Annotated in this window: 18 protein-coding genes, 1 pseudogene and 1 riboswitch; of the genes and pseudogenes, 9 read left to right on the top strand and 10 right to left on the bottom strand. The window is 37.4% G+C overall.

The window, feature by feature from the left end; translation table 11 throughout:
• Positions 1 to 204: 204 nt before the first annotated feature.
• Entirely contained in the window at positions 205 to 1,506 is a 1,302-nt protein-coding gene (locus MKX82_RS06360) for an MFS transporter (protein WP_233314624.1), read from the bottom strand.
• Between the two features lie 319 nt (positions 1,507 to 1,825).
• On the opposite strand from MKX82_RS06360, the gene MKX82_RS06355 reads away from it, so the two are divergent.
• Together MKX82_RS06355 and MKX82_RS06350 are read left to right on the top strand one after the other, a co-directional pair.
• Positions 1,826 to 1,993: a hypothetical protein gene (locus tag MKX82_RS06355; protein ID WP_341075807.1), complete on the top strand. Its 168-nt coding sequence runs from the start codon at positions 1,826 to 1,828 to the stop codon at positions 1,991 to 1,993.
• Positions 1,994 to 2,122: 129 nt separating this feature from the next.
• On the top strand, positions 2,123 to 3,271 hold the full coding sequence (locus MKX82_RS06350) for an aminotransferase A (RefSeq protein WP_341075806.1): 1,149 nt from the start codon (positions 2,123 to 2,125) through the stop codon (positions 3,269 to 3,271).
• Between the two features lie 43 nt (positions 3,272 to 3,314).
• Here the strand turns inward: MKX82_RS06350 and MKX82_RS06345 are convergent, their stop codons facing one another.
• The 4 genes from MKX82_RS06345 to MKX82_RS06330 all read right to left on the bottom strand — a co-directional run bounded on the left by MKX82_RS06345 (position 3,315) and on the right by MKX82_RS06330 (position 7,087).
• Positions 3,315 to 4,193, bottom strand: coding sequence for an NAD(P)-dependent oxidoreductase (locus MKX82_RS06345; RefSeq protein ID WP_233314628.1), 879 nt, complete (start codon positions 4,191 to 4,193; stop codon positions 3,315 to 3,317).
• 263 nt (positions 4,194 to 4,456) lie between these two features.
• A complete protein-coding gene (ptsP, locus tag MKX82_RS06340) occupies positions 4,457 to 6,175 on the bottom strand; it encodes a phosphoenolpyruvate--protein phosphotransferase (protein ID WP_341075802.1) in 1,719 nt (572 codons plus the stop codon).
• Positions 6,175 to 6,441: a phosphocarrier protein HPr gene (locus MKX82_RS06335; RefSeq protein WP_127735011.1), complete on the bottom strand. Its 267-nt coding sequence runs from the start codon at positions 6,439 to 6,441 to the stop codon at positions 6,175 to 6,177. Before MKX82_RS06335 ends, ptsP begins: the two co-directional genes overlap by 1 nt.
• Positions 6,442 to 6,892: 451 nt before the next feature.
• Positions 6,893 to 7,087: a hypothetical protein gene (locus tag MKX82_RS06330; RefSeq protein ID WP_233314792.1), complete on the bottom strand. Its 195-nt coding sequence runs from the start codon at positions 7,085 to 7,087 to the stop codon at positions 6,893 to 6,895.
• Between the two features lie 448 nt (positions 7,088 to 7,535).
• Between MKX82_RS06330 and MKX82_RS06325 the strand changes: the two genes are divergently transcribed.
• Positions 7,536 to 7,709, top strand: coding sequence for a YkvS family protein (locus MKX82_RS06325; RefSeq protein WP_233314631.1), 174 nt, complete (start codon positions 7,536 to 7,538; stop codon positions 7,707 to 7,709).
• 53 nt (positions 7,710 to 7,762) lie between these two features.
• Here the strand turns inward: MKX82_RS06325 and MKX82_RS06320 are convergent, their stop codons facing one another.
• The gene (locus tag MKX82_RS06320) at positions 7,763 to 7,867 is read right to left on the bottom strand and encodes a DUF6254 family protein (RefSeq protein ID WP_233314632.1); all 105 of its coding nucleotides are present in this window, start codon (positions 7,865 to 7,867) and stop codon (positions 7,763 to 7,765) included.
• 187 nt (positions 7,868 to 8,054) lie between these two features.
• Positions 8,055 to 8,130: riboswitch (glycine riboswitch) on the top strand.
• A 246-nt stretch (positions 8,131 to 8,376) separates the two neighbouring features.
• On the opposite strand from MKX82_RS06320, the gene MKX82_RS06315 reads away from it, so the two are divergent.
• Complete coding sequence (locus MKX82_RS06315; protein WP_233314633.1) at positions 8,377 to 8,652, top strand: ACT domain-containing protein; 276 nt, start codon at positions 8,377 to 8,379, stop codon at positions 8,650 to 8,652.
• A gap of 17 nt (positions 8,653 to 8,669) precedes the next feature.
• Entirely contained in the window at positions 8,670 to 10,031 is a 1,362-nt protein-coding gene (locus tag MKX82_RS06310; protein ID WP_341075798.1) for a PFL family protein, read from the top strand.
• Between the two features lie 27 nt (positions 10,032 to 10,058).
• On the opposite strand, the gene MKX82_RS06305 is transcribed toward MKX82_RS06310, so the two are convergent.
• Positions 10,059 to 11,099 carry a YkvI family membrane protein gene (locus tag MKX82_RS06305; protein WP_233314636.1) on the bottom strand — a complete coding sequence of 347 codons (1,041 nt, stop codon included), beginning with the start codon at positions 11,097 to 11,099 and terminating at the stop codon, positions 10,059 to 10,061.
• Between the two features lie 247 nt (positions 11,100 to 11,346).
• Between MKX82_RS06305 and MKX82_RS06300 the strand changes: the two genes are divergently transcribed.
• Complete coding sequence (locus MKX82_RS06300) at positions 11,347 to 13,494, top strand: ATP-dependent Clp protease ATP-binding subunit (protein WP_251644617.1); 2,148 nt, start codon at positions 11,347 to 11,349, stop codon at positions 13,492 to 13,494.
• Between the two features lie 38 nt (positions 13,495 to 13,532).
• Here MKX82_RS06300 and MKX82_RS06295 read toward each other — a convergent pair.
• Positions 13,533 to 14,051: pseudogene (locus MKX82_RS06295) on the bottom strand (SF0329 family protein).
• A gap of 267 nt (positions 14,052 to 14,318) precedes the next feature.
• On the opposite strand from MKX82_RS06295, the gene MKX82_RS06290 reads away from it, so the two are divergent.
• Both MKX82_RS06290 and MKX82_RS06285 read left to right on the top strand, forming a co-directional pair.
• On the top strand, positions 14,319 to 15,449 hold the full coding sequence (locus tag MKX82_RS06290) for a CamS family sex pheromone protein (RefSeq protein WP_233314642.1): 1,131 nt from the start codon (positions 14,319 to 14,321) through the stop codon (positions 15,447 to 15,449).
• Between the two features lie 126 nt (positions 15,450 to 15,575).
• On the top strand, positions 15,576 to 15,785 hold the full coding sequence (locus MKX82_RS06285) for a DUF2642 domain-containing protein (protein WP_233314643.1): 210 nt from the start codon (positions 15,576 to 15,578) through the stop codon (positions 15,783 to 15,785).
• Between the two features lie 29 nt (positions 15,786 to 15,814).
• Here the strand turns inward: MKX82_RS06285 and MKX82_RS06280 are convergent, their stop codons facing one another.
• Together MKX82_RS06280 and MKX82_RS06275 are read right to left on the bottom strand one after the other, a co-directional pair.
• Positions 15,815 to 17,512: a M3 family oligoendopeptidase gene (locus MKX82_RS06280; protein ID WP_341075795.1), complete on the bottom strand. Its 1,698-nt coding sequence runs from the start codon at positions 17,510 to 17,512 to the stop codon at positions 15,815 to 15,817.
• Between the two features lie 201 nt (positions 17,513 to 17,713).
• The gene (locus MKX82_RS06275) at positions 17,714 to 18,157 is read right to left on the bottom strand and encodes a MarR family winged helix-turn-helix transcriptional regulator (RefSeq protein WP_233314645.1); all 444 of its coding nucleotides are present in this window, start codon (positions 18,155 to 18,157) and stop codon (positions 17,714 to 17,716) included.
• Positions 18,158 to 18,409: 252 nt separating this feature from the next.
• Here MKX82_RS06275 and MKX82_RS06270 point away from each other — a divergent pair, with 252 nt between their 5' ends.
• Positions 18,410 to 19,897, top strand: a complete 1,488-nt coding sequence (locus tag MKX82_RS06270) for a PAS domain-containing sensor histidine kinase (protein WP_233314646.1) — start codon at positions 18,410 to 18,412, stop codon at positions 19,895 to 19,897.
• Positions 19,898 to 20,300 lie beyond the last annotated feature (403 nt).

Raw genomic sequence — 20,300 nt, 5'->3', positions numbered from 1 at the left:
CGGTTCATTAGCTCTCGTCCAATCGCTTTTTTCGGGGGGGAGGAAGCTAAAGTGTCCTCTTTTACCCGCAGAAGTCTAGTATCCTCCGCTCCATTCTGCTAAGACTTTTCATTATTATATTCATGCAAAAAACCAAACTATTAATCGTTAATAGTTTGGTTTTGATTAGAGATTGACGTCCTTATGTTTCAGCCTATTTGTTCGTTATTTATCTGTTTGTACCTTTCCGTGCACGATCAAACCTATTATAGTTAGGATGATTAGTGACCCTAATGCCATCCTGCTCGCAGTATCTCCTAAATCAGCAAAAATTAAGGTGATGCTTCCATATAGAAGCGGACCAACAATAGAGGAAACTTTACCTGAGAAGGCAAATAAACCAAAAAACTGGCCCCTTTTTTCCTCGGGGGTAATTTCAACGATATACGTTCTAGAAGTAACCCACATGCTGCCAAGAGCAATACCAAACATGCTTCCAGCAATCCAGAACATCAGCTCATTCCAAGCAGCTGTTGCGATAATTAAGGCAGCAACTAATAGATACCCCACAATTCTGATTGATTGATAAGCACCGATTCTTTTTGCAATGTAACCAAAAATAAAAGAGCCTATTATGCTTGATAGTGTCGAGACTAAATATAAAACAATAAACTTGCCCGTAGAAAACCCAACTATGGCTTGTGCATAAACAGCCATCATCGCAATTGTCGTAGCCACTGCATCATTTAAGAAGAAATAAGCAATCATAAAAGTAAAGATATTACGGTAGCTCTTTGCTTGCTTAAATGTTTCATAGATTTCCTTATAGCCAGACAGAAAGGATTGTTTTTCTGCAGTCTGTTTTGGAGTATCTTTAATAATAAAGAAAAGCGGTAGAGACAATAATAAAAACAGCAAGCCTGTCGGGATAAATGATTGATGAAAGTTATCATCTCCAACAAATATGTATACAAGCAAGCCAATCAATGTCCCCATATATCCAACTGCCACACCAAATCCAGAAATAAGCGGCAGCTGTTCTTTTGTGCCAAGATCTGAAATCATCGCATCATAAAATACAAGACTAGAATGGTAAGTAAACTTTGCAAAAACGAATAATAATATAACGATAAATAATGACATAGGTATGCCTATGATAGAGTCTTGGAATGTGATTCCTCCGAAAACTCCCATCAGAACAGTTGAAATAACTGTTATGATCGTAAAAATGATAATATATTTCTTTTTCCTCCCTGTTCTATCCATAAGCACGCCAAACAAAGGGGAGAATAAAACTAACAAAAAGCTAGCTAGTGCGTTAGAATACGATATTAACGTGCTGGCTATTTGGTCTTGAACCTCATTTGAGCCAATTACCTCTTTTAAATATAAAGGGAAAAATATCGTGTTAATATTGGAAGAAAATATCGTGTTTGCTGCATCATATAGAGCCCAAGCGAGTATTGGCAATGAAAAATACAGTGCGGGCCCTCGTAAATCTTTCGTTTGGATTTTTCGTTGTTCCATTCTATAAATTGACCTCCTTCAATCAAACAGAACTTGTTTTATCATTATATGAAAGGAAATGAAGATTACCCCCATTATCCATACATTTATGGTAATAACCTCCTCCTTTTCCATCTTATCTGCTGAAATTAAAGGAAACAACCCTTTTTATGTAAATAAACTGTAATCGTAAAACTTTAAGTGTTCTGCCATACGCTTTAAAAAAGCACAACTTTGTGAATTTCGAGCTAAAATCTAATCGAAAATATCCTTTGCGAATAGGATATTGTATAGGGCATCAGTAACTTAAGATGGAGCGTATAAGGGGGGAAGTAAACCGATGAATAGTACAGCCATTTTCTTTAACCTTGATTCATCTATCATCATTGTTGAAAATATACAAATTGCAGACACTTCTGTCACAGAGGAATTAAATTTCATTCTTACGCCCGCGGATGGAGACATTGTTTTTCTCAAAAATGATATAGATTGGGACTACGGTTATTAATCTTTGCAATAAACTTTAGCGCTTTTTTCAAAGTGCTTCTTTTTTTATGGTCAGGCTAATGTTTTCAAGATAACACGGATTTGTTATGATACTAATAATAAGCAGAAAATAAAAAATAAGGTGGAAAACATGGAATATTTGATAAACAAAAAAGTAAAGGATATTGAAATATCCGGAATTCGTAAATTCTCCAACATGGTTGCAGGCAAAAAAGACATGCTTTCCCTTACAATCGGCCAGCCTGATTTTCCTACACCAGATCATATTAAAGAAGCTGCCAAAAAAGCAATTGATGAGGATTTTACGACATATACTCATAATGCAGGAGATCTTTCACTCAGAGAGGCAGCAAGTAACTTTGTCAACCAAAAATACGGCTTAAACTATAATCCCCAATCAGAGGTTATTGTAACTGCAGGCGCAAGTGAAGCAATCGATATAGCCTTCCGGACCATATTAGACGAAGGTGTCGAAGTGATACTTCCAGGACCTGTTTATCCTGGATATGAGCCGATAGTTCGCCTTTGCGGGGCAGATCCAGTTTATGTGGATATTAAAGACAATGGGTTTCGCTTTACTGCAGAGCTTATTGCACCATACATAACAAATAAGACTAGATGCATCGTTTTGCCGTATCCAAGCAATCCGACAGGTGTCAGCCTTAACAAGCAGGAACTTTTGGCTATAGCTGAACTGCTTAAAGACAAAGATATATTCGTACTGGCAGATGAAATCTACAGCGAACTACTCTTTGATGCTGATCATATATCCATTGGCAGTTTTTTAAGAGAAAAAACGATTGTGATTAATGGTCTATCTAAATCTCACAGCATGACAGGCTGGAGAATTGGTTTTCTGTTTGCTCCTGAAAGCATTTGCCAGCAAATATTGAAAGTTCATCAATACAACGTGACATGCGCGTCATCTGTTTCCCAGCGAGCAGCATTACAGGCATTAACTGTCGGCATTAATGACAGTTTAGAAATGAAAGAGGAGTATAAAAAAAGACGGGACTATCTTTACTCCCGCCTGGCAGATATGGGCTTAGAAGTGATAAACCCTGACGGCGCCTTTTACTTTTTCATTAAGATACCTGTAGCAGGCACAAGCTCCTTTGACTTTTGCTTGGATTTAGTGGAAAAGGCCAATTTAGCAGTTGTTCCAGGCAGCGCTTTTTCAGCTTTAGGAGAAGGCTATTTCCGCATTTCCTTCGCTTATTCTTTTGATACATTAAAAGAGGCATGTGACAGACTTGCAGCATATTTAGCCTCCCATTAAACAAAAAAAGGAACTCTCCTGTGCTTAAGGAGAGTTCCTTTTTTTATTGCTGCCAGTATTTATATAATGCCTGTGTGCCCAACTCGTCTTGACCTAAAGCAGACAGTCTGCTGTACAAGCTTTCAGCCAGCGTCAAGCCTGGTGTTTCCATGCCCATTTTTTCTGCTTCTTCCATGGCAATTTTCATATCTTTAATAAAATGCTTAATATAAAAACCTGGGTCAAAGTCTCCTTTAATCATTCTCGGAGCCAAGTTAGTCAACGAAAAGCTGCCCGCTGCTCCTGTCGAAATGCTTTTCAAAACATTTTCCGGGTTTAAGCCTGCTTTTTCAGCATAAACAATCGCTTCACAAACTCCTATCATATTCGAAGCAATGGCAATCTGATTGCACATCTTCGTATGCTGTCCAGAGCCTGCCGGACCTTGGTAAACGATATTTGTTCCCAAGATTTCGAAAATTGGCAGCATATCATGGAAGGCTTCCTTGTCTCCTCCGACCATTATCGACAGCTTAGCCTCCCTAGCGCCAATATCGCCGCCAGAAACAGGTGCATCTAATGCATGCATCTTTTTGCTCTTAGCTTCTTCAAAAAGCTTTTTAGCCAAGCTTGGAGTTGATGTTGTCATATCAATCACATATGTATTTTCTTTGCCGTTTGTTATGATTCCATTCTCCCCTAAATACACTTCTTCCACATCTTTAGGGTAGCCAACGATCGTAATGATAACATTAGCTTTTTCCGCTGCTTCTTTCGGACTTGCAGCCCAAGCTGCGCCTTCCTGCAGCAAATCTGCTGCTTTTTCCTTCGTGCGGTTATACACCACAACAGAATACCCTTTTTTCATGAGATTGCGCGCCATGCTTTTTCCCATTACACCGATGCCGATAAATCCAATTACCGTATTTTCTTTAGAAAGCATTCCATTCTCCCTCCCAATTTCTTCGTTTGCTCCTCAATCATACCATACAGGCTTAAAATATTTCATTAACAGGACATGAGAAAAAGAAGCAAAAAAAGGACTGACTAGGCTACTAGTCAGTCAATAAGGGGAAAATGAGAATAGCTTAGCAAACTTAAAAAACTTTAAGTGCCTGTGCTTAGTTTATTTTTACCCGCTGTGAGCAATTCTAAACATGAATCCTCACTTTTTTATTAAAAAATTTATTTATTTTTTCTGCCTGATTAAGAAAGTTTTGCTGCAGCTTTAACTGCTTCCATAACTTCTTCTGTTGTGGACATTTGCAATGCTTTTTCAGCAAGCTCTTCCATTTCTTTTTTAGACAGGTTAAGAATTTGTGATCTTGCTTTAAGGATAGATGTCGCACTCATAGAGAATTCATCCAATCCTAAACCTAACAATAACGGAATTGCTGTTTCGTCTCCAGCCATCTCTCCGCACATTCCAGCCCATTTGCCTTCTTTATGCGCAGCATCAATAACCATCTTAACAAGACGTAGAATGGATGGGTTGTAAGGCTGATACAGGTAAGAAACTCTTTCGTTCATGCGGTCAGCAGCCATTGTGTATTGGATCAAGTCATTTGTTCCGATACTGAAGAAATCAACTTCTTTCGCAAATTGGTCTGCCAATACAGCTGTTGAAGGAATCTCAACCATAATTCCAAGCTCGATTTTATCAGCAACTGTTATACCTTCAGCAGTCAAGTTTGCTTTTTCTTCTTCAAGCAATGCTTTAGCAGCACGGAATTCATTTAATGTTGCAATCATTGGGAACATGATTTTCAAGTTTCCATATGAGCTTGCACGAAGCAATGCTCTTAATTGCGTACGGAAGATTCCAGTTTCTTCTAGACATAGACGAATTGCACGGAATCCTAGGAATGGATTCATTTCTTTAGGAAGTTCAAGGTATGGAAGCTCTTTGTCTCCACCAATGTCCAATGTACGAACAACAACCGGCTTACCTTTCATTCCTTCAAGAACAGCTTTGTAAGATTCGAACTGCTCATCTTCTGTTGGAAGCTGATCTCTGCCCATGTAAAGGAATTCTGTTCTGTATAGACCTACTGCTTCTCCACCGTTAGAAGTAACACCTTCTAAATCGTTTGGAGTACCGATGTTTGCAGCCAATTCTACATGCACACCATCAGCGCTGACAGTTTGCTCGTTAACAAGCTTAGCCCACTCAGCTTTTTGCTCTTCATATTCTGCAGCAACTTTTTTGTAGCTTTCTACTACTTCTGGAGTTGGATTGATATGGATTTCACCTTTCAATCCGTCAACGATTACTAAATCACCGTTTGAGATTTCTTCTGTCGCTTTTTTCGTTCCAACTACTGCAGGAATTTCCAAAGAACGAGCCATGATAGCAGAGTGAGAAGTTCTTCCGCCGATATCTGTTGTGAAGCCTTTAACAAATTGACGGTTCAACTGAGCTGTATCAGATGGAGTTAAGTCCTCCGCTACCACTACAACCTCTTCTGAAATCATGCTTGGGTTAGCCAAGTGTACACCTAGCAAGTGAGAAAGAACCCTTTTAGTAACGTCACGGATATCAGCAGCACGCTCTTGCATGTACTCATTATCCATTGATTCAAACATGTTGATAAACATATCTGTTGTTTCTTTCAAAGCAACTTCTGCATTTACAGATTCTGTGTTGATTTTGTCTTCAATTGGAGCGATTAATTCTGGATCGCTTAATACTAAAAGATGCGCTTCAAAGATCGCTGCTTTATCAGCACCTAATTCTTTGTTCGCTTTTTCACGAATAGCATCCAACTCTTGCTTAGAAGTAGAAAGAGCAGCTTGGAAACGGTTAATTTCAGCAGCAGCATCTTCTACTGTTTTCTTTTCAAAAGATAAATCCGGTTCTACTAAACGATATGCTTTAGCAATGGCGATTCCACTAGAGGCAGCAATTCCTTGTAAAAAACTCATTATTCAGCAAGTCCTTCCTTTTTCAATGTTTCTTCTAAACCGTTAATAGCTTCTGTTTCGTCACTGCCTTCTGCAATGATTTTAATGTCAGCGCCTTGGCCGATTCCAAGAGACATAACACCCATGATAGATTTAAGGTTAACCTTTTTTTCTTTGAACTCCAAGTTAATTTCAGAGTCAAACTTGCTTGCAGCTTGTACTAAAAGAGTTGCTGGACGGGCATGAATCCCTGTATCTGCGATAACTTTAAATTGTTTTTCTACCATTAAAAATCAAACTCCTTCATTCAAATAATAAATAAGATGCATTAAGCCTTTTCAACTTAAACAACCCTATATAATAGTCAAGAAAATTGTTTATCCATAACTAATATATAATTTAATAGCTACTATTGTAAACTGAAAGTATAAAAGATGTAAATTTTAAACTTGTCCGAATAGCCATCAAGCGTACAAGACTTGCTGGATTGTTGTGTTTACTGTAAAATCAACATTTTTATATATATTATTTGACCATTATAGTTTTTTCCAAAAGCATAAGAAAAAATGTAAATTAATGATAATTATCAGGCATTTAAGTTATTTTTAAAAAAGACATCTCAAAAGTAGGATAGCATTTCTTTTCCGATGAGACAATGAAAAATATCGCACAAACTTAAAAAAGCTTTGTACGCACATACCTCATACCAATTACCTACAACTAGTCTTTTCCTACCAACTAGCTTCTCGGTTCTTCGAGGTATTGATAAATAACATCGCCGCCTCTTTGAGCAATTCCCCGGTAATGCTTAAAATCCTCCCTCTTAACGAGTTCGAGACGGAAAGCGAGAAAATCGGCTTTGCTTACTTTATATTCCTTAAGTTCTCCAGATTTTAATTGCTCTAACACATGTATAACTTCTTCCTGCAACATATAATCCAATTACCTGCCTTTTCATTATTACCTATCATTTCTTTAAACAATGCACATATAAATATTATTATCACACATGATTGCTGGAAACAAATTTGTTCATCCTTGCATACAATGTCTATAAGATATGAATGTGCATATAATTACCAATTACTGAAAACTATGTTATAATAACTTCATTCATACGAATAAACTTTTGTCCAAGCTGTTGAACGTGTGCATAAGCCTAATATCCTACTTCTAAGATGCAAAAGTTAGCCTAGATTAACTGCATCGATTAATGGATTACCCCAAAAGGTAAGCGGTTTAATTTTAAACTGCACGAAATGGATATAAACAAATGCCTTCTTTGTTCATCATATATCCATATTTCTTTACGGGAAAGTTTTTTTAGTGCAAACTAAAAATACAGAATTATATAAATTTGGCGTATAAGGAGAGAGTACAAATGAAGAGAGCTGAGGTTGGCAATATCATTGAATTTAGAGGCCTGCAAGGAATTGTAGAAAAAGTAAATGAGAATTCGGTAATAGTAGATTTGACATATATGGATAATTATCGCGACCTTGAGCTGGAACAACGTACGGTCGTTAATCATAAAAATTATAAAATAATTAAATAACAAGAAGCCGGCTATGCCGGCTTCTTGTTATTTACTCTAAGTATAAATAGCTTCTACTCTTCAGCAAGCTCTTTTTTTGTTTTAACCTTTCCGTGCGGCTTCTGTTTCTGCTTACGGACAGTCCACTCTCTTTCTTCTTCTCGTTTTGCCTTAGACATAGTGCACCTCCTTTCTTGCTATTGTTAGCATGAGCGGAGTTTTTTAAATTATCCAGCGTCAACCTATTTGCCAGTAATTCTTGCTGGAAGAAATGTTGTTGACCAAATCAAAAAAAACTGATAACATCACAAATATAATTTTATATACGAATAGCGTGCGTTGAATGTCATGGATTACACTATGGCAGGAGCAGCTTCTGGAGAGACCTTTTTCAAGGCACCGAAGGATTCACAATCTCAGGTAAAAGGACAGGAGAGTAACTGATCTATACTTTTATAGTGTATTCGTTATTCTTTGGACTAGAGATTGGAGGAATTCCAATCTCTTTTTTGTTTTAGGAAGGAACGTTTTCTCTCTTTTAACGTGTACAAATTGTAATTGTCTTTTTTATAAGAACCACTACCTTAAGCTTACATAATTTTAGGGGGTAGCAGCAGAATATGCAGTAACAACTAAAACTTTGTAAGGCGTTCTTAACAAAAGACCATCATTATAATGAGGTGATATCATGCAGCAACGACGTGCAGTTGTAAGTGTAGTAGGTAAAGATCAAGTAGGAATTATCAGCAAGGTGACTACAATCATATCAGAAAACAATGTCAACATTTTGGATATTAGCCAAACGATTTTACAGGACTTTTTTACGATGATGATGATAGTCGATATTACTCAAAAAGAAAATCTCGATGAGTTGCGCCAGCAGCTGGATGAATTGGGCAATCAGCTTGGTTTAAAAATTAATATCCAATTAGAAGACATATTCCAATCCATGCACCGTGTCTAAGAAAGAAGGGAAAAAAAGTGAAAATTGCATTAAATGAAATGATGGAAACCATTAATATGGTCCAAATGGAGAATTTGGACATCCGTACAGTTACAATGGGGATAAGCCTGTATGATTGTGCTGACTCTGATTTCAATAAAATGAACAGCGCTGTTTATAACAAAATCACTACTTATGCAAGCAAGCTTACAGAGGTTGCCCAAGCAGCGGAAAAAGAATATGGAATCCCTATCATCAACAAACGGATTTCTATTACTCCAATTGCTGAAATTCTTGGAAATGCAACAGTAGAACAAGCAATTGAGCTGGCAAAAACTTTGGATAAAGCAGCAAAAGACTTGAATGTTGACTTTATCGGCGGCTACTCTGCATTGGTTCATAAAGGCATCACAAAAGGTGATCAAACACTGCTTGATGCACTGCCTGAAGCGCTTGCTGTAACAGAAAGAGTATGCTCATCTATCTCTGTTGCTACTACAAGGACTGGAATCAATATGGATGCTGTGAAACAAATGGGAATTATCATTAAAAACGCAGCGGAACGGACGAAAGACCAAAACGGATTAGCATGTGCAAAACTAGTTGTCTTTTGTAATCCTGTTGAGGACAATCCATTTATGGCTGGTGCTTTCCATGGAGCTGGTGAAGGAGAAGTTGTTCTTAATGTTGGCGTCAGCGGACCTGGTGTTGTGCTTAATGCATTGCGAAAATATCCTGATGCAGATTTAGGAGAGGTTTCTGACATTATTAAAAAGACAACTTTCAAGATTACCCGTGCTGGTGAGCTGATTGGTCGAGTGGTAGCAGAACGCCTAGGGGTTCCATTTGGAATTATGGACCTGTCTTTAGCACCGACGAATGCTATTAATGACAGTGTTGCTGATATATTGGAAGAAATCGGTCTTGAACGTGTCGGTACACACGGAACGATTGCAGCACTTGCACTTATGAACGATGCTGTGAAAAAAGGTGGCGCAATGGCAAGCTCCTATGTTGGCGGCTTGAGCGGAGCGTTCATTCCTGTCAGCGAAGACAATGGTATGATTCGCGGAATTCTTGATGACAGCTTAACATTGTCAAAACTAGAAGCAATGACATGTGTCTGCTCTGTTGGACTTGATATGATTGCACTTACAGGAGACGTTTCACCTGCCACCCTTTCGGCAATTATCGCTGATGAGGCAGCAATCGGAATGATTAACAAAAAAACAACTGCTGTTCGTGTAATCCCTGTACCTGGTAAAAAAGAAGGCGAAATGGTTGAATTCGGTGGCTTGCTTGGCAGAGCTCCAGTTATGGGTGTTAATCCGTACAGCTCTCAAAAGCTTGTTGACCGCGGCGGCCGCATCCCTTCCCCACTGCAAGCGCTTATTAACTAACAAGTAAAAATGTCTGGCTCTTTGGAGTCAGACATTTTTTTGTGGAATCGGCTTTGCCCATAACAGCAGTAAAAAAACAAGGCTTATATACCCAAAAAGCGGATATAGATAAGACAGCAGTGTTCCATAGTGAATGAAACTGATCAAATAAGATACTGCAAAGATTAAGGCAATAATGAGGATGCCCGGGATTTTTATATACTGGTTCAATTGCCTTTCCAACCCGTAAACATTGCCTATGACAGAAGTGAAGATTTCCCCATATATGACAAGAATATATATCCAAGAAAGATTTGGAGCCAGATTTCTCATAATAGACGCCATCGGAATCGCGTAGCTGTCGATATTCTCGAGCATAATTAACGTAAAATGACTCGAAAGAAGGATAAACATTAAAGCAATACCACCGATTATCCCACCCCATTTTACTGTTTCATCATCCCCTATTTCTGAAGCTGCCGGAACAAGTACAGCAATCGCCAAAGAAAGATTTAATGCTGTATAAGAAAATGGAGATGTCAGCCCTTTCCAATCCACCATTGTGTAATCATCAATACGATCCATAAAGCCAGGCAGCTGAATCGACAAAGAAAACAAAATGAAGCTGAAAGTTATCATTATAGGTACTACAAATGTATTAACCGCAAATAATCCCTTCATACCAACAAGCATAACAATTAATGAAAGAATTATGGTAAAGATAACTCCAAAAGATTTGCTTAACCCAAGCTGCTCTTCAAAGACAGCTCCTGCCCCTGACAGCATGACAGCACATACTCCAATAAGCATGATAAGCATTAAGACATTGACTAGACTTCCTGCTATTCTGCCGAACAGAAATATTGTAAATTCCTGATATGATCTCGCTTTTATTTTTACCGATATTCTCATTAGTTTTGAGCCTAAATAAGAGAATATTAGACCAGAGGCAAGTATCCCAAACAAACCGATCATGCCAAACTGAGAGAAAAATTCTACTATTTCTTTACCTGTTGCAAAACCAGCTCCCACAACAGTACCTACATATACAGCTGCAAGCTGAAAGGCTCCACTCCATTTGTTTTTCACATATTTCCCTCCTTATCTAATCTATATGACAAAATGGACAAACAATGACGAGCATTTTCTTTGTAATCTGCTTTTATTTCCGCTAAAGTGTCTGTAATCTTTCCTTTTTCTTAGGTGGATTTTTAAAAGGACCATTAAATTTCCAATAATTTCATCAGGCAAAATAGTTGAAAGTCAAAAAAGGTCAAAGTATAATCATAATTACAAAAGGTCAAAATTGATCAAATTCCAAAAGGAGGATTTTTATATGAAATGTCAAATATGCCAAACTAACCATGCAAATGTGAGCCTGCGTTTTGTTCTAAATAATGAAGAAAACAATGTAAATCTATGCCACAGCTGCTATCAAAAAGAAAAACAAAAAATGACATCTAACCAAATGTTTTTCCAACAATCTTCCCCTTTTGATGAATTGTTTAAATCATTTAATCAAAACTTTCAACAATCAGGGGCAAGCAAAGAAAATCAAGAAGCTCCATCTCATAAAACAAATGGTATTTTAGATAAATTCGGAAAAAACTTAAATCATTTAGCTCATGCAGGTCTGATTGATCCAGTTATCGGCCGCGAGAATGAAATCGACAGAGTGATTGAAATATTAAATAGAAGAAATAAAAACAACCCAGTCCTGATTGGTGAGCCAGGTGTTGGTAAAACAGCAATCGCAGAGGGCTTGGCGCTTAAAATTTCAGAAGGCAATGTACCTAAGAAATTAAAAAACAAAGAAATCTATTTGCTTGATGTCGCTTCCTTAGTAACAAACACAGGCATACGCGGTCAGTTTGAGGAACGTATGAAGCAAATTATTCAGGAAATCCAAGAAAGAAAAAATGTTATCGTCTTTATTGATGAAATTCATCAGCTGGTGGGAGCTGGATCAGCTGAAGGCTCTATGGATGCTGGAAATATCCTTAAGCCGGCTCTTGCTAGGGGCGAACTGCATATCATTGGTGCAACAACGTTAAAGGAATATCGCCAAATTGAAAAAGACGCTGCACTTGAACGAAGATTCCAGCCGATCCAAGTGGCTGAGCCAACTGTTTCGGCAGCTGTTGCCATACTAGAGGGAATTAAAGATAAATACGAAAAATTCCATGAAGTAGCTTACACAGATGAAGCAATTAAAGCATGTGTAGAATTGTCACACCGCTACATTCAAGACCGTTTCTTGCCAGATAAAGCAATTGATTTGCTTGATGAAGCCGGCTCTAAAATGAACTTAGCTTCAAGCTACACAAATACAGAGGAAATTGATAACCGTCTAGCAGAGATTGCTAAACAAAAAGAGGCTGTGTTAAAAGAAGAAAACTATGAAGCAGCTGCAAGCTTGCGCAAAGAGGAACAGGAGCTTGAAAAAGCATTAAATAATCCAAATACAGAAAAACCTGTTGTAGATGTTACGCTGATTCAAGAGCTGATTGAGAAGAAAACCGGCATTCCTGTCGGCAAGCTGCAACAGGATGAACAGCAAAAAATGAAAAACTTGGCAGATAATTTAGAAGCTAAAGTCATCGGTCAAAAAGCGGCTGTTCTAAAAGTGGCGAAAGCAATTAAACGAAGCCGTGCAGGTTTGAAATCTAAAAACAGACCAATTGGAAGCTTCTTATTCGTCGGACCGACTGGTGTTGGTAAAACGGAATTAACAAAAACATTAGCGAATGAATTATTCGGAAGCAAAGACAGCATGATTCGCTTAGATATGAGTGAATACATGGAAAAACACAGCATCAGCAAAATCATCGGCTCTCCTCCCGGTTATGTCGGCCATGAAGAAGCAGGTCAGTTAACAGAACAAGTACGTCGCAATCCGTACAGCATCATTCTGTTAGACGAAATTGAAAAAGCACATCCAGACGTTCAGTCAATCTTCCTGCAAATTTTAGAGGATGGCAGATTGACTGACAGCCAAGGCAGAACAGTAAGCTTTAAAGACAGTGTTATCATCATGACAAGCAACGCCGGCATCGGCCATAAACGCATCGTCGTTGGTTTTGAGAATAACGCTGCATTAGAAGAAAGCACTCTGCTTCAGTCATTAGGCAATTTCTTTAAACCGGAATTCTTAAACCGCTTTGATGCAATCGTTGAATTTAAATCATTAGAAAAAGAACATTTGCTAAAAATTACTGATTTATTATTAGAAGACCTTTCAGATGCACTGGCAGAACAGCATATCACTTTAACTGTTACTGCTGAAGCAAAAGAAAAACTGGTAGAACTGGGAACACACCCAGACTTTGGTGCACGCCCGCTAAGAAGAGTCATTCAAGAGCATCTTGAAGACAGCCTTGCTGACTTTATCTTAGATGAACCAGAGGCTGGCGAACTTACTGCCGTATTAGAAGATGATAACATCATCATTAAACAAGTGAACAGCAGCACGGTTGTCCAATAAATGCTTCAACGCTCAGAACATTTCTGAGCGTTTTTTTTTTACTTATAAACATTTATCCCACAAGCTTCACATCTTAGCTTGTAAAAGAATTGCACAAGTTCCGATTCTGTTTGGATAGAGTCAAAAAGGCGTATTAACGTCCTTTTACCGACACGTCTATCAAGCAGAGCTAAGATTTTTATCAGCATATTGCTTGATTGCAAGGATACGTGAATTTGTGTACTGAAGTATTGTTGCAGCCCATCAAAAAAATCAGCTTGGGCAAAGCTCTCCTCCTACATGCGTTTATGAGCAAAGTCCCCTCTCGCTGTTGTTTTGACAAAACCATCTAAATCATCTACGTAAACTTATGTTCTGACATTCTCTAATTTTTTTCGCTCAGCTGTTATTGTACACATATTCCATACTTCTTTTTTATCCACCGTAATAACCGCTCTTCCTAAGTTATCATGGACTTTACGATAATTGATAATCAAAAAATCGACTCTGTTTATTAAGGATGGACATATAAAGCTTTGTAAATGCTTTTTTACTTTACTCCATTTCGGTGCAAACATATTAAACCTCCAACGGATAATTTACATCTTTTTCCTTCATTTTAACAAATACAACAAAAACAGAGCTGTAATATCCAGAAGGTGAGATACTATTTTCATTTAGCTCCCCTACAAATCAGACATCATTTTACTAAAGAAAATCTACATGGTAGAATAAACATTGGCTTTACACTCTATATTTTTGTAATTTAATAAGACATTAACATGTTACCATATAAATGGTATTCATTTTTTCTACATATTTTTACTTGGTTAGGAGCTACTTTAATGAAATACAAGAAATTATTACTGAGTACGGTTTTAGTGACACTGCTCGCTGCTTGTAATAACGACACTGGCAATGGAGGCACAGAAGAAACTGTTCCAACTACTGTCATACAAAACAAAGAAATTTACAGAATTGCAGAGCCTGTTAAAGTAAATATTGCAAGAGGCGCAATAGTAAACAATGTCGATAATCTAGTCGACATTAAAGAGTTGGAAATGGGCTTGATGGATTTATCAACAGACCAATTCCCAACAGATAACTACTATCTGCAAGAAGGGCAATATTTGGATTCAGCAACGATAAACAGCTGGATTGCAAGAAAGTCAGATGACAAAAATGGCTTAAACCCATCGTTAACAGATACTGGCGACATATTAAAGGACGAAAAGAAAAATCCGAAGGTGCTTTCACATGTGCTCGAACAAGATTATGTGAATAGCAAAGGAAAGATTCAAGGCATCTCTTTAGCTGTTTCCTTAAATAAAATCTATTATATTCGAGCAACAGATGATGCAGGATTGGTTTATACAGACGAAATAAAGGTAGATCAAACAGAAAACGGTAAAAACGAAGTCGAAGAACAAGGGAAAAAAATTGCAGAAACGATTTTGAAGAGAATAAGAGCGAACAGCGATATCCCAGATGTTCCAATATTTTTAACTCTTTATGAAGAAACAAATAAAGGCAATATCGTGCCAGGTAAGTTTTTAGCTTCCTCTTATATTGACAAAAACGACAATACTATTGCTAAATGGAATGACATTAACAGAAAGTATATCGCCTTCCCTTCGAGTACATTTGAAAGCTTAGACCGCTCGTTATCGAATGTTCTTTCGACGCTGGAAGAAGATATACAAACACAGTTTAAATCATTGAACATTATCATGACCGGAAAGCTTCTCTATGAAGAAGACGAGCTGTCCAATATTACCCTTGATATTGAAGCACCTAATATCACCTCTTCTGAAACAACAGCCATGATAGAGTATGTCGGCGGCAAAATTGAATCACAAATACTTCCGGATTATTTACCGATTACTGTTCAACTGTCTGGAACAAATGAAGAATCAAAAGCAATTATGATATGGGACCCTTCTGAAAAAGAAATTAAAACAGAAATATATGAGTAAACGAAAAAACCGGCAAGGAGTATTCCTTGCCGGTTTTTTTTGCCTATATTTCATTCTCTGACTTTAGCACCTTTAAACGAAACTGCCCTTTTCCATTATACATTTTCTAAACAATTTCCCGATATAATGAAGCAATTATCCCCTGCTTATACTGTCTCAGCAGAGCCTGTGTTTCTTGATCACCTATTAGACAAAAACCTGCGCGTTATTATAACAATGGGAGCATTAGATGAAGTATGGAGCGGGGTCGCGATTGACCATATTCCATTAACTGCCGGCGATGCTCATTATCATATTCGCTATCCGCACATCGTTTACTTTGTCGGAAAGCCATAAATTATTTCTAAAACGTCTTCTTTTCCTCTTTAAAGCTTGCTGTCATCAACAGATTGAAGCCATGCATCAATTTCTCCAATTACTGATTCCACACAGCCATCTTCAAATGGAGATATCAGGTTTGCTTCCTTCACCAGTTCTGTGAAAGGCAGGCTTCCCCCCAGCTGGCATAGTTTCACATAATCAGCCCAAGCTTCCTCCTGATTCTCTCTTGATCGCTTCCAGAATTGGAAGGCACAAATCTGGGCAAGCGTATAATCAATATAATAGAACGGAGATGTGTAAATATGGGATTGTCTTTGCCAGAAGCCGCCCCCTTCTAGATAGTCATTTCCATCATAATCTTTATGCGGCAAGTATTTTTGTTCAATTTCTCTCCAGGCCTGCTTTCTTTCCTTCGGTGTTGCTTCCGGATTTTCATAAACCCAATGTTGAAACTCATCAACAGACACTCCGTATGGAAGGAAAAGCAAGGAGGAGCTTAAATGGGAAAATTTATATTTATCTGCATCTTCCTGGAAGAACAGGTCCATCCACGGCCATGTAAAAAACTCCATGCTCATTGAATGTATTTCTGCCGCTTCATATGTCGGCCAGTAGTATTCTGGGATATCAAAATTAGCACCGCTTGAATACACCTGGAATGCGTGTCCTGCTTCATGTGTCAATACATCGATATCACCGGAAGTTCCATTGAAGTTAGAAAAGATAAACGGCGCCTTATAATCCTCAATAAAAGTGCAGTACCCTCCGCCGGCTTTTCCTTTTTTAGCGACTAAATTCATCAGTTCATTTTCATTTAACAGTTTAAAAAACTCGCCTGTTTCTTTTGACAATTCATTGTACATCTTTTGGCCATTTTCAAGGATCCATTCTGAATCACCTTTAGGCGCTGCATTACCTGATAAGAAATTGAACGGCTCATCATAAAATTTTAGTTCTTCTACGCCAATTCGGCTCTTCTGTCTTTCTTTTAACTTAGATGCAAGGGGAACAATATGCTCCTTTACCTGCTCTCTGAATTTAGCAACCATCTCTGCATCATAATCTGTGCGATACATACGGTAGTAAGCAAGCTCAACAAAATTATTGTATCCTAATTTCTTTGCGATTTCGGTGCGGACCTTAACCATATCATCATAAATCCGGTCAAGCTGTGCTTCATTTTCCGCTAAAAAGGCAAACTTCTTCTCATTTGCATCCTTCCGGACAGCACGGTCTTTCGATTCAGTAAAAGGCTCCATTTGTGCCAATGTTCTTTCTTCACCCTCAAAATGAATCTTTGCAGAAGCCATTAGCTTTGTATATTCTGTTGACAGCTTATTTTCCTGCTGCAGCAATGACATTACTTCTTCGGAGAAGACTTTCAGCTGAGCGTCTGCTAAAGCGAATAATTGTTTGCCCCATTTCGCTTCAAGCTCATCCTTGAATTTCGATTGCACAAGTGCCTCGTAATACTTCGTTTCTAACCCTTCTATTTCAGGAGAGATTTCGTCAATATAATCCTGCTCCTGTTGATAGAATTCATCAGCAGTATCAACCGAATGGCGTATATAGCAAATATTAAACTGTGTGGAAACATTGTTGCGGATCTTATTGATTTTTTCAATTACTGCAATCTGCTGTTCGAGATTTTCAGCAGTTTTAAAGGTTTCTAATAATGCACCCATCTCTTTTTTTATGCTAGTTACATCTGGTCTTTCGTATGTAAATGCTGAAAATTTCACGTATGTTCCTCCAAGCTATTTTATTTTTCGCAAAGCTTTCATAATTATAGTTGTATAACGGAAATAAATCTAATTTCTTATCCAACTATTCTTATTATACAGCGAGCCTCTATATTCCTGCATTCTTAGTAAAACTTGTTTATACTAATATATTATTAGTATAAAAAAAAGAGGGGTATCTCCCCTCTTTAAACAAATTGGTTATTTTTTTCCGCTGGCAGAAAGACCTAATCTTTTTACAAGCTGTATGACGGTTTCCTTTTCTTCAGTGGAAAGCTCAGACATTAGATCATGAATTCTTTGTTCATGGCTTGGAAAGATTGTTTCGATCATTTCTTTTCCGCTGTCGGTAATGGATGCAAATGTCACCCTTCTATCAGTAGGACAGGCAACCCTTTTCAAATAGCCTTTTTCCTCAAGTTTATCCACAACATACGTGATACTTCCGCTTGCCAATAAAATTTTTCCACCAATTTGCTGCAAAGGCTGATCACCTTTATGATACAGCAGTTCTAAAACAGCAAATTCTGTTGGATTCAATCCATATGTGTGAATAAGTTTATTGACGTTTTCGTTAATTGCTCGATATGCTCTTGACAGCACAATAAATAATTTTAATGATTGATTTGTTTCTTCATTGCCCATATTTATTCTTCCTTTATATAAAAATATCTCGAATTCAAATTAATTATACTTTTTTTCCTTGTATTTGTCAATTTCTCTTCTTACCATACCCTTTTTTTCCGAATGAATCAACAGGATTGTTTACAGACAATTTGTTTAATCGAAAGATAGGCATCTAGTTGCTTACTTCTTTTGGAATTTATGGTATATTATAAGTTTAGAAACAAATCTACTTAAAACATAAATTGGTTATTTTTAATGGAGAAGATGTGTATGATTGTTAAAAAATTATTAATATATATAACTGTTGCCATCTTCCCGTTTCTTCTGGCAGCAGGGATATTATTGTTTACAAAAGAAAAGGAAGAAGTCGCAAAGCATGAGAGAAATGCATACAGAATTGCTTCTGTTCATCAAAGGCAATGGGATAATTTTATTAATAAAACGATTAACTCATTGAATACTGTCAGCATCATGCTGGAATCCTCTTCAGGTAATTGGGATAAAGCTAAACAAAATATCTTCCTGAAAAAGCTCCTGTTACAGGAGCAAATGTATGGAGGAATTTACATACTCGATCCTGCTGGCAATAGAATTGCTGGAACAGACAGGAAAATTGAAGAAATGGCTATCCCTCAAGAAGATTATGTAAAAGAAGCCATTAAAGCAAAAATTGCAACCGTCTCAAACAAAACAGATTACCTTGTCGATGGACAAAAAGTAATCGGTCTTGCCAAGCCAGTTTTAGATGATCAGCAGCATGTGGTGAACTTAATTATTGCTTATTTAAGGGTCGATTATTTATCGAATGTGATGGAAATGCTCACACCCAAAAGCAATATTGCCGTTATTAGCGAAGAAAAAGAAACTATATTAAGTATGAATAAACCAATATCTCTAAGCAGCTCCACAATTGCCTTGCCTATGAACAGCTTACCTTGGAAGATAATTGTAGAGCAAAAAGAAATTAAAACCGAAAAAATCTTAACAAAGAACTGGCCTTTACTGCTCATCTTCTTTATATGTTTTCATTTACTGTATTTTGTCATCATTCTTTATCATCACAAAAAGAAAGCAGACCAAGAAAATAAAGAAAATGAACTGCATAAGCTCGAACTGGTCGGCAACATGGCCGCTAGTTCTGCACATGAAATTAGAAATCCTTTAACTGGCATCAAGGGCCTCGTACAGCTGTTAAGTGAAAAGCATAAGGATGCGGAAGATCAATTCTACTTCTCGATTATTCAAAAAGAGATTAATAGAATTAATGAAATAGTCAGCCAGTTTCTGATTTTGGGCAAACCGACAGAACTTAAAAAACAGCTTTTAAACATTGAAAACATTGTTACAGAATTAAAGCCCCTGATCCTCTCAGAGGCAAATCTTTATAACGTAGAATGTCATTTTGAAATTGCCAAAAAAAAGCTGTTTGTATATTGCAATGCTGATCAAATGAAACAGGTCATTCTAAACATTACGAAAAACGCATTAGAAGCAATGGAAAACGGCGGTACACTGACAATTAAATTAAAAGAATTGAATAATCGTGTCAGCATTACGGTATATGACACTGGTGTAGGTATTCCTGAAACAGAACTGAAAAAGCTGTTTGAACCGTTTTATACATCCAAGTCATCTGGAACAGGCTTAGGTCTTGTCGTATGCAGAAGAATTATTCAATCATTCAATGGGGAGATATATCTTTCAAGTGTGGAAAACAAAGGTACGAAAGTGGATATTATCCTGCCGTTAAATTCATAACAAAACATATCAGAGCCTTTAGCAAAAAGTCCTTATCTATATAAGGGCTTTCTACATTTCTTAATGAGGCGAGGCGACGATGGCTCTTGCTTTCATACTTTATTAAAAACTCTTAGAAGGGATATAGTGATAGATGCTAATCTTAAATGCGTAAACTGTCCATAACCCTTCAGCATTAATCGAAGGTTTTGTTTTGTCATCATCCTTCATGCTGTTTTTCTTAATAAAAGAAAACTTTCCTTATGTACAAAAACATCGTTACTTTTCCAGATAAAATAATGCATGGCGCAAAATCGAAATGACTTTACCTGATTTGTTACAAGAAACTCTCGTTGTCTTTTATATTTGGAATATAACAGATTGTCCCAAGGAGGCGAGAAGAAAGGATATTGACTTTCAGCCA

This window comes from Niallia sp. FSL R7-0271, assembly GCF_038005785.1.
Taxonomy (GTDB): domain Bacteria; phylum Bacillota; class Bacilli; order Bacillales; family Cytobacillaceae; genus Niallia.
This window is presented reverse-complemented; position numbering and strand designations above follow the sequence as displayed.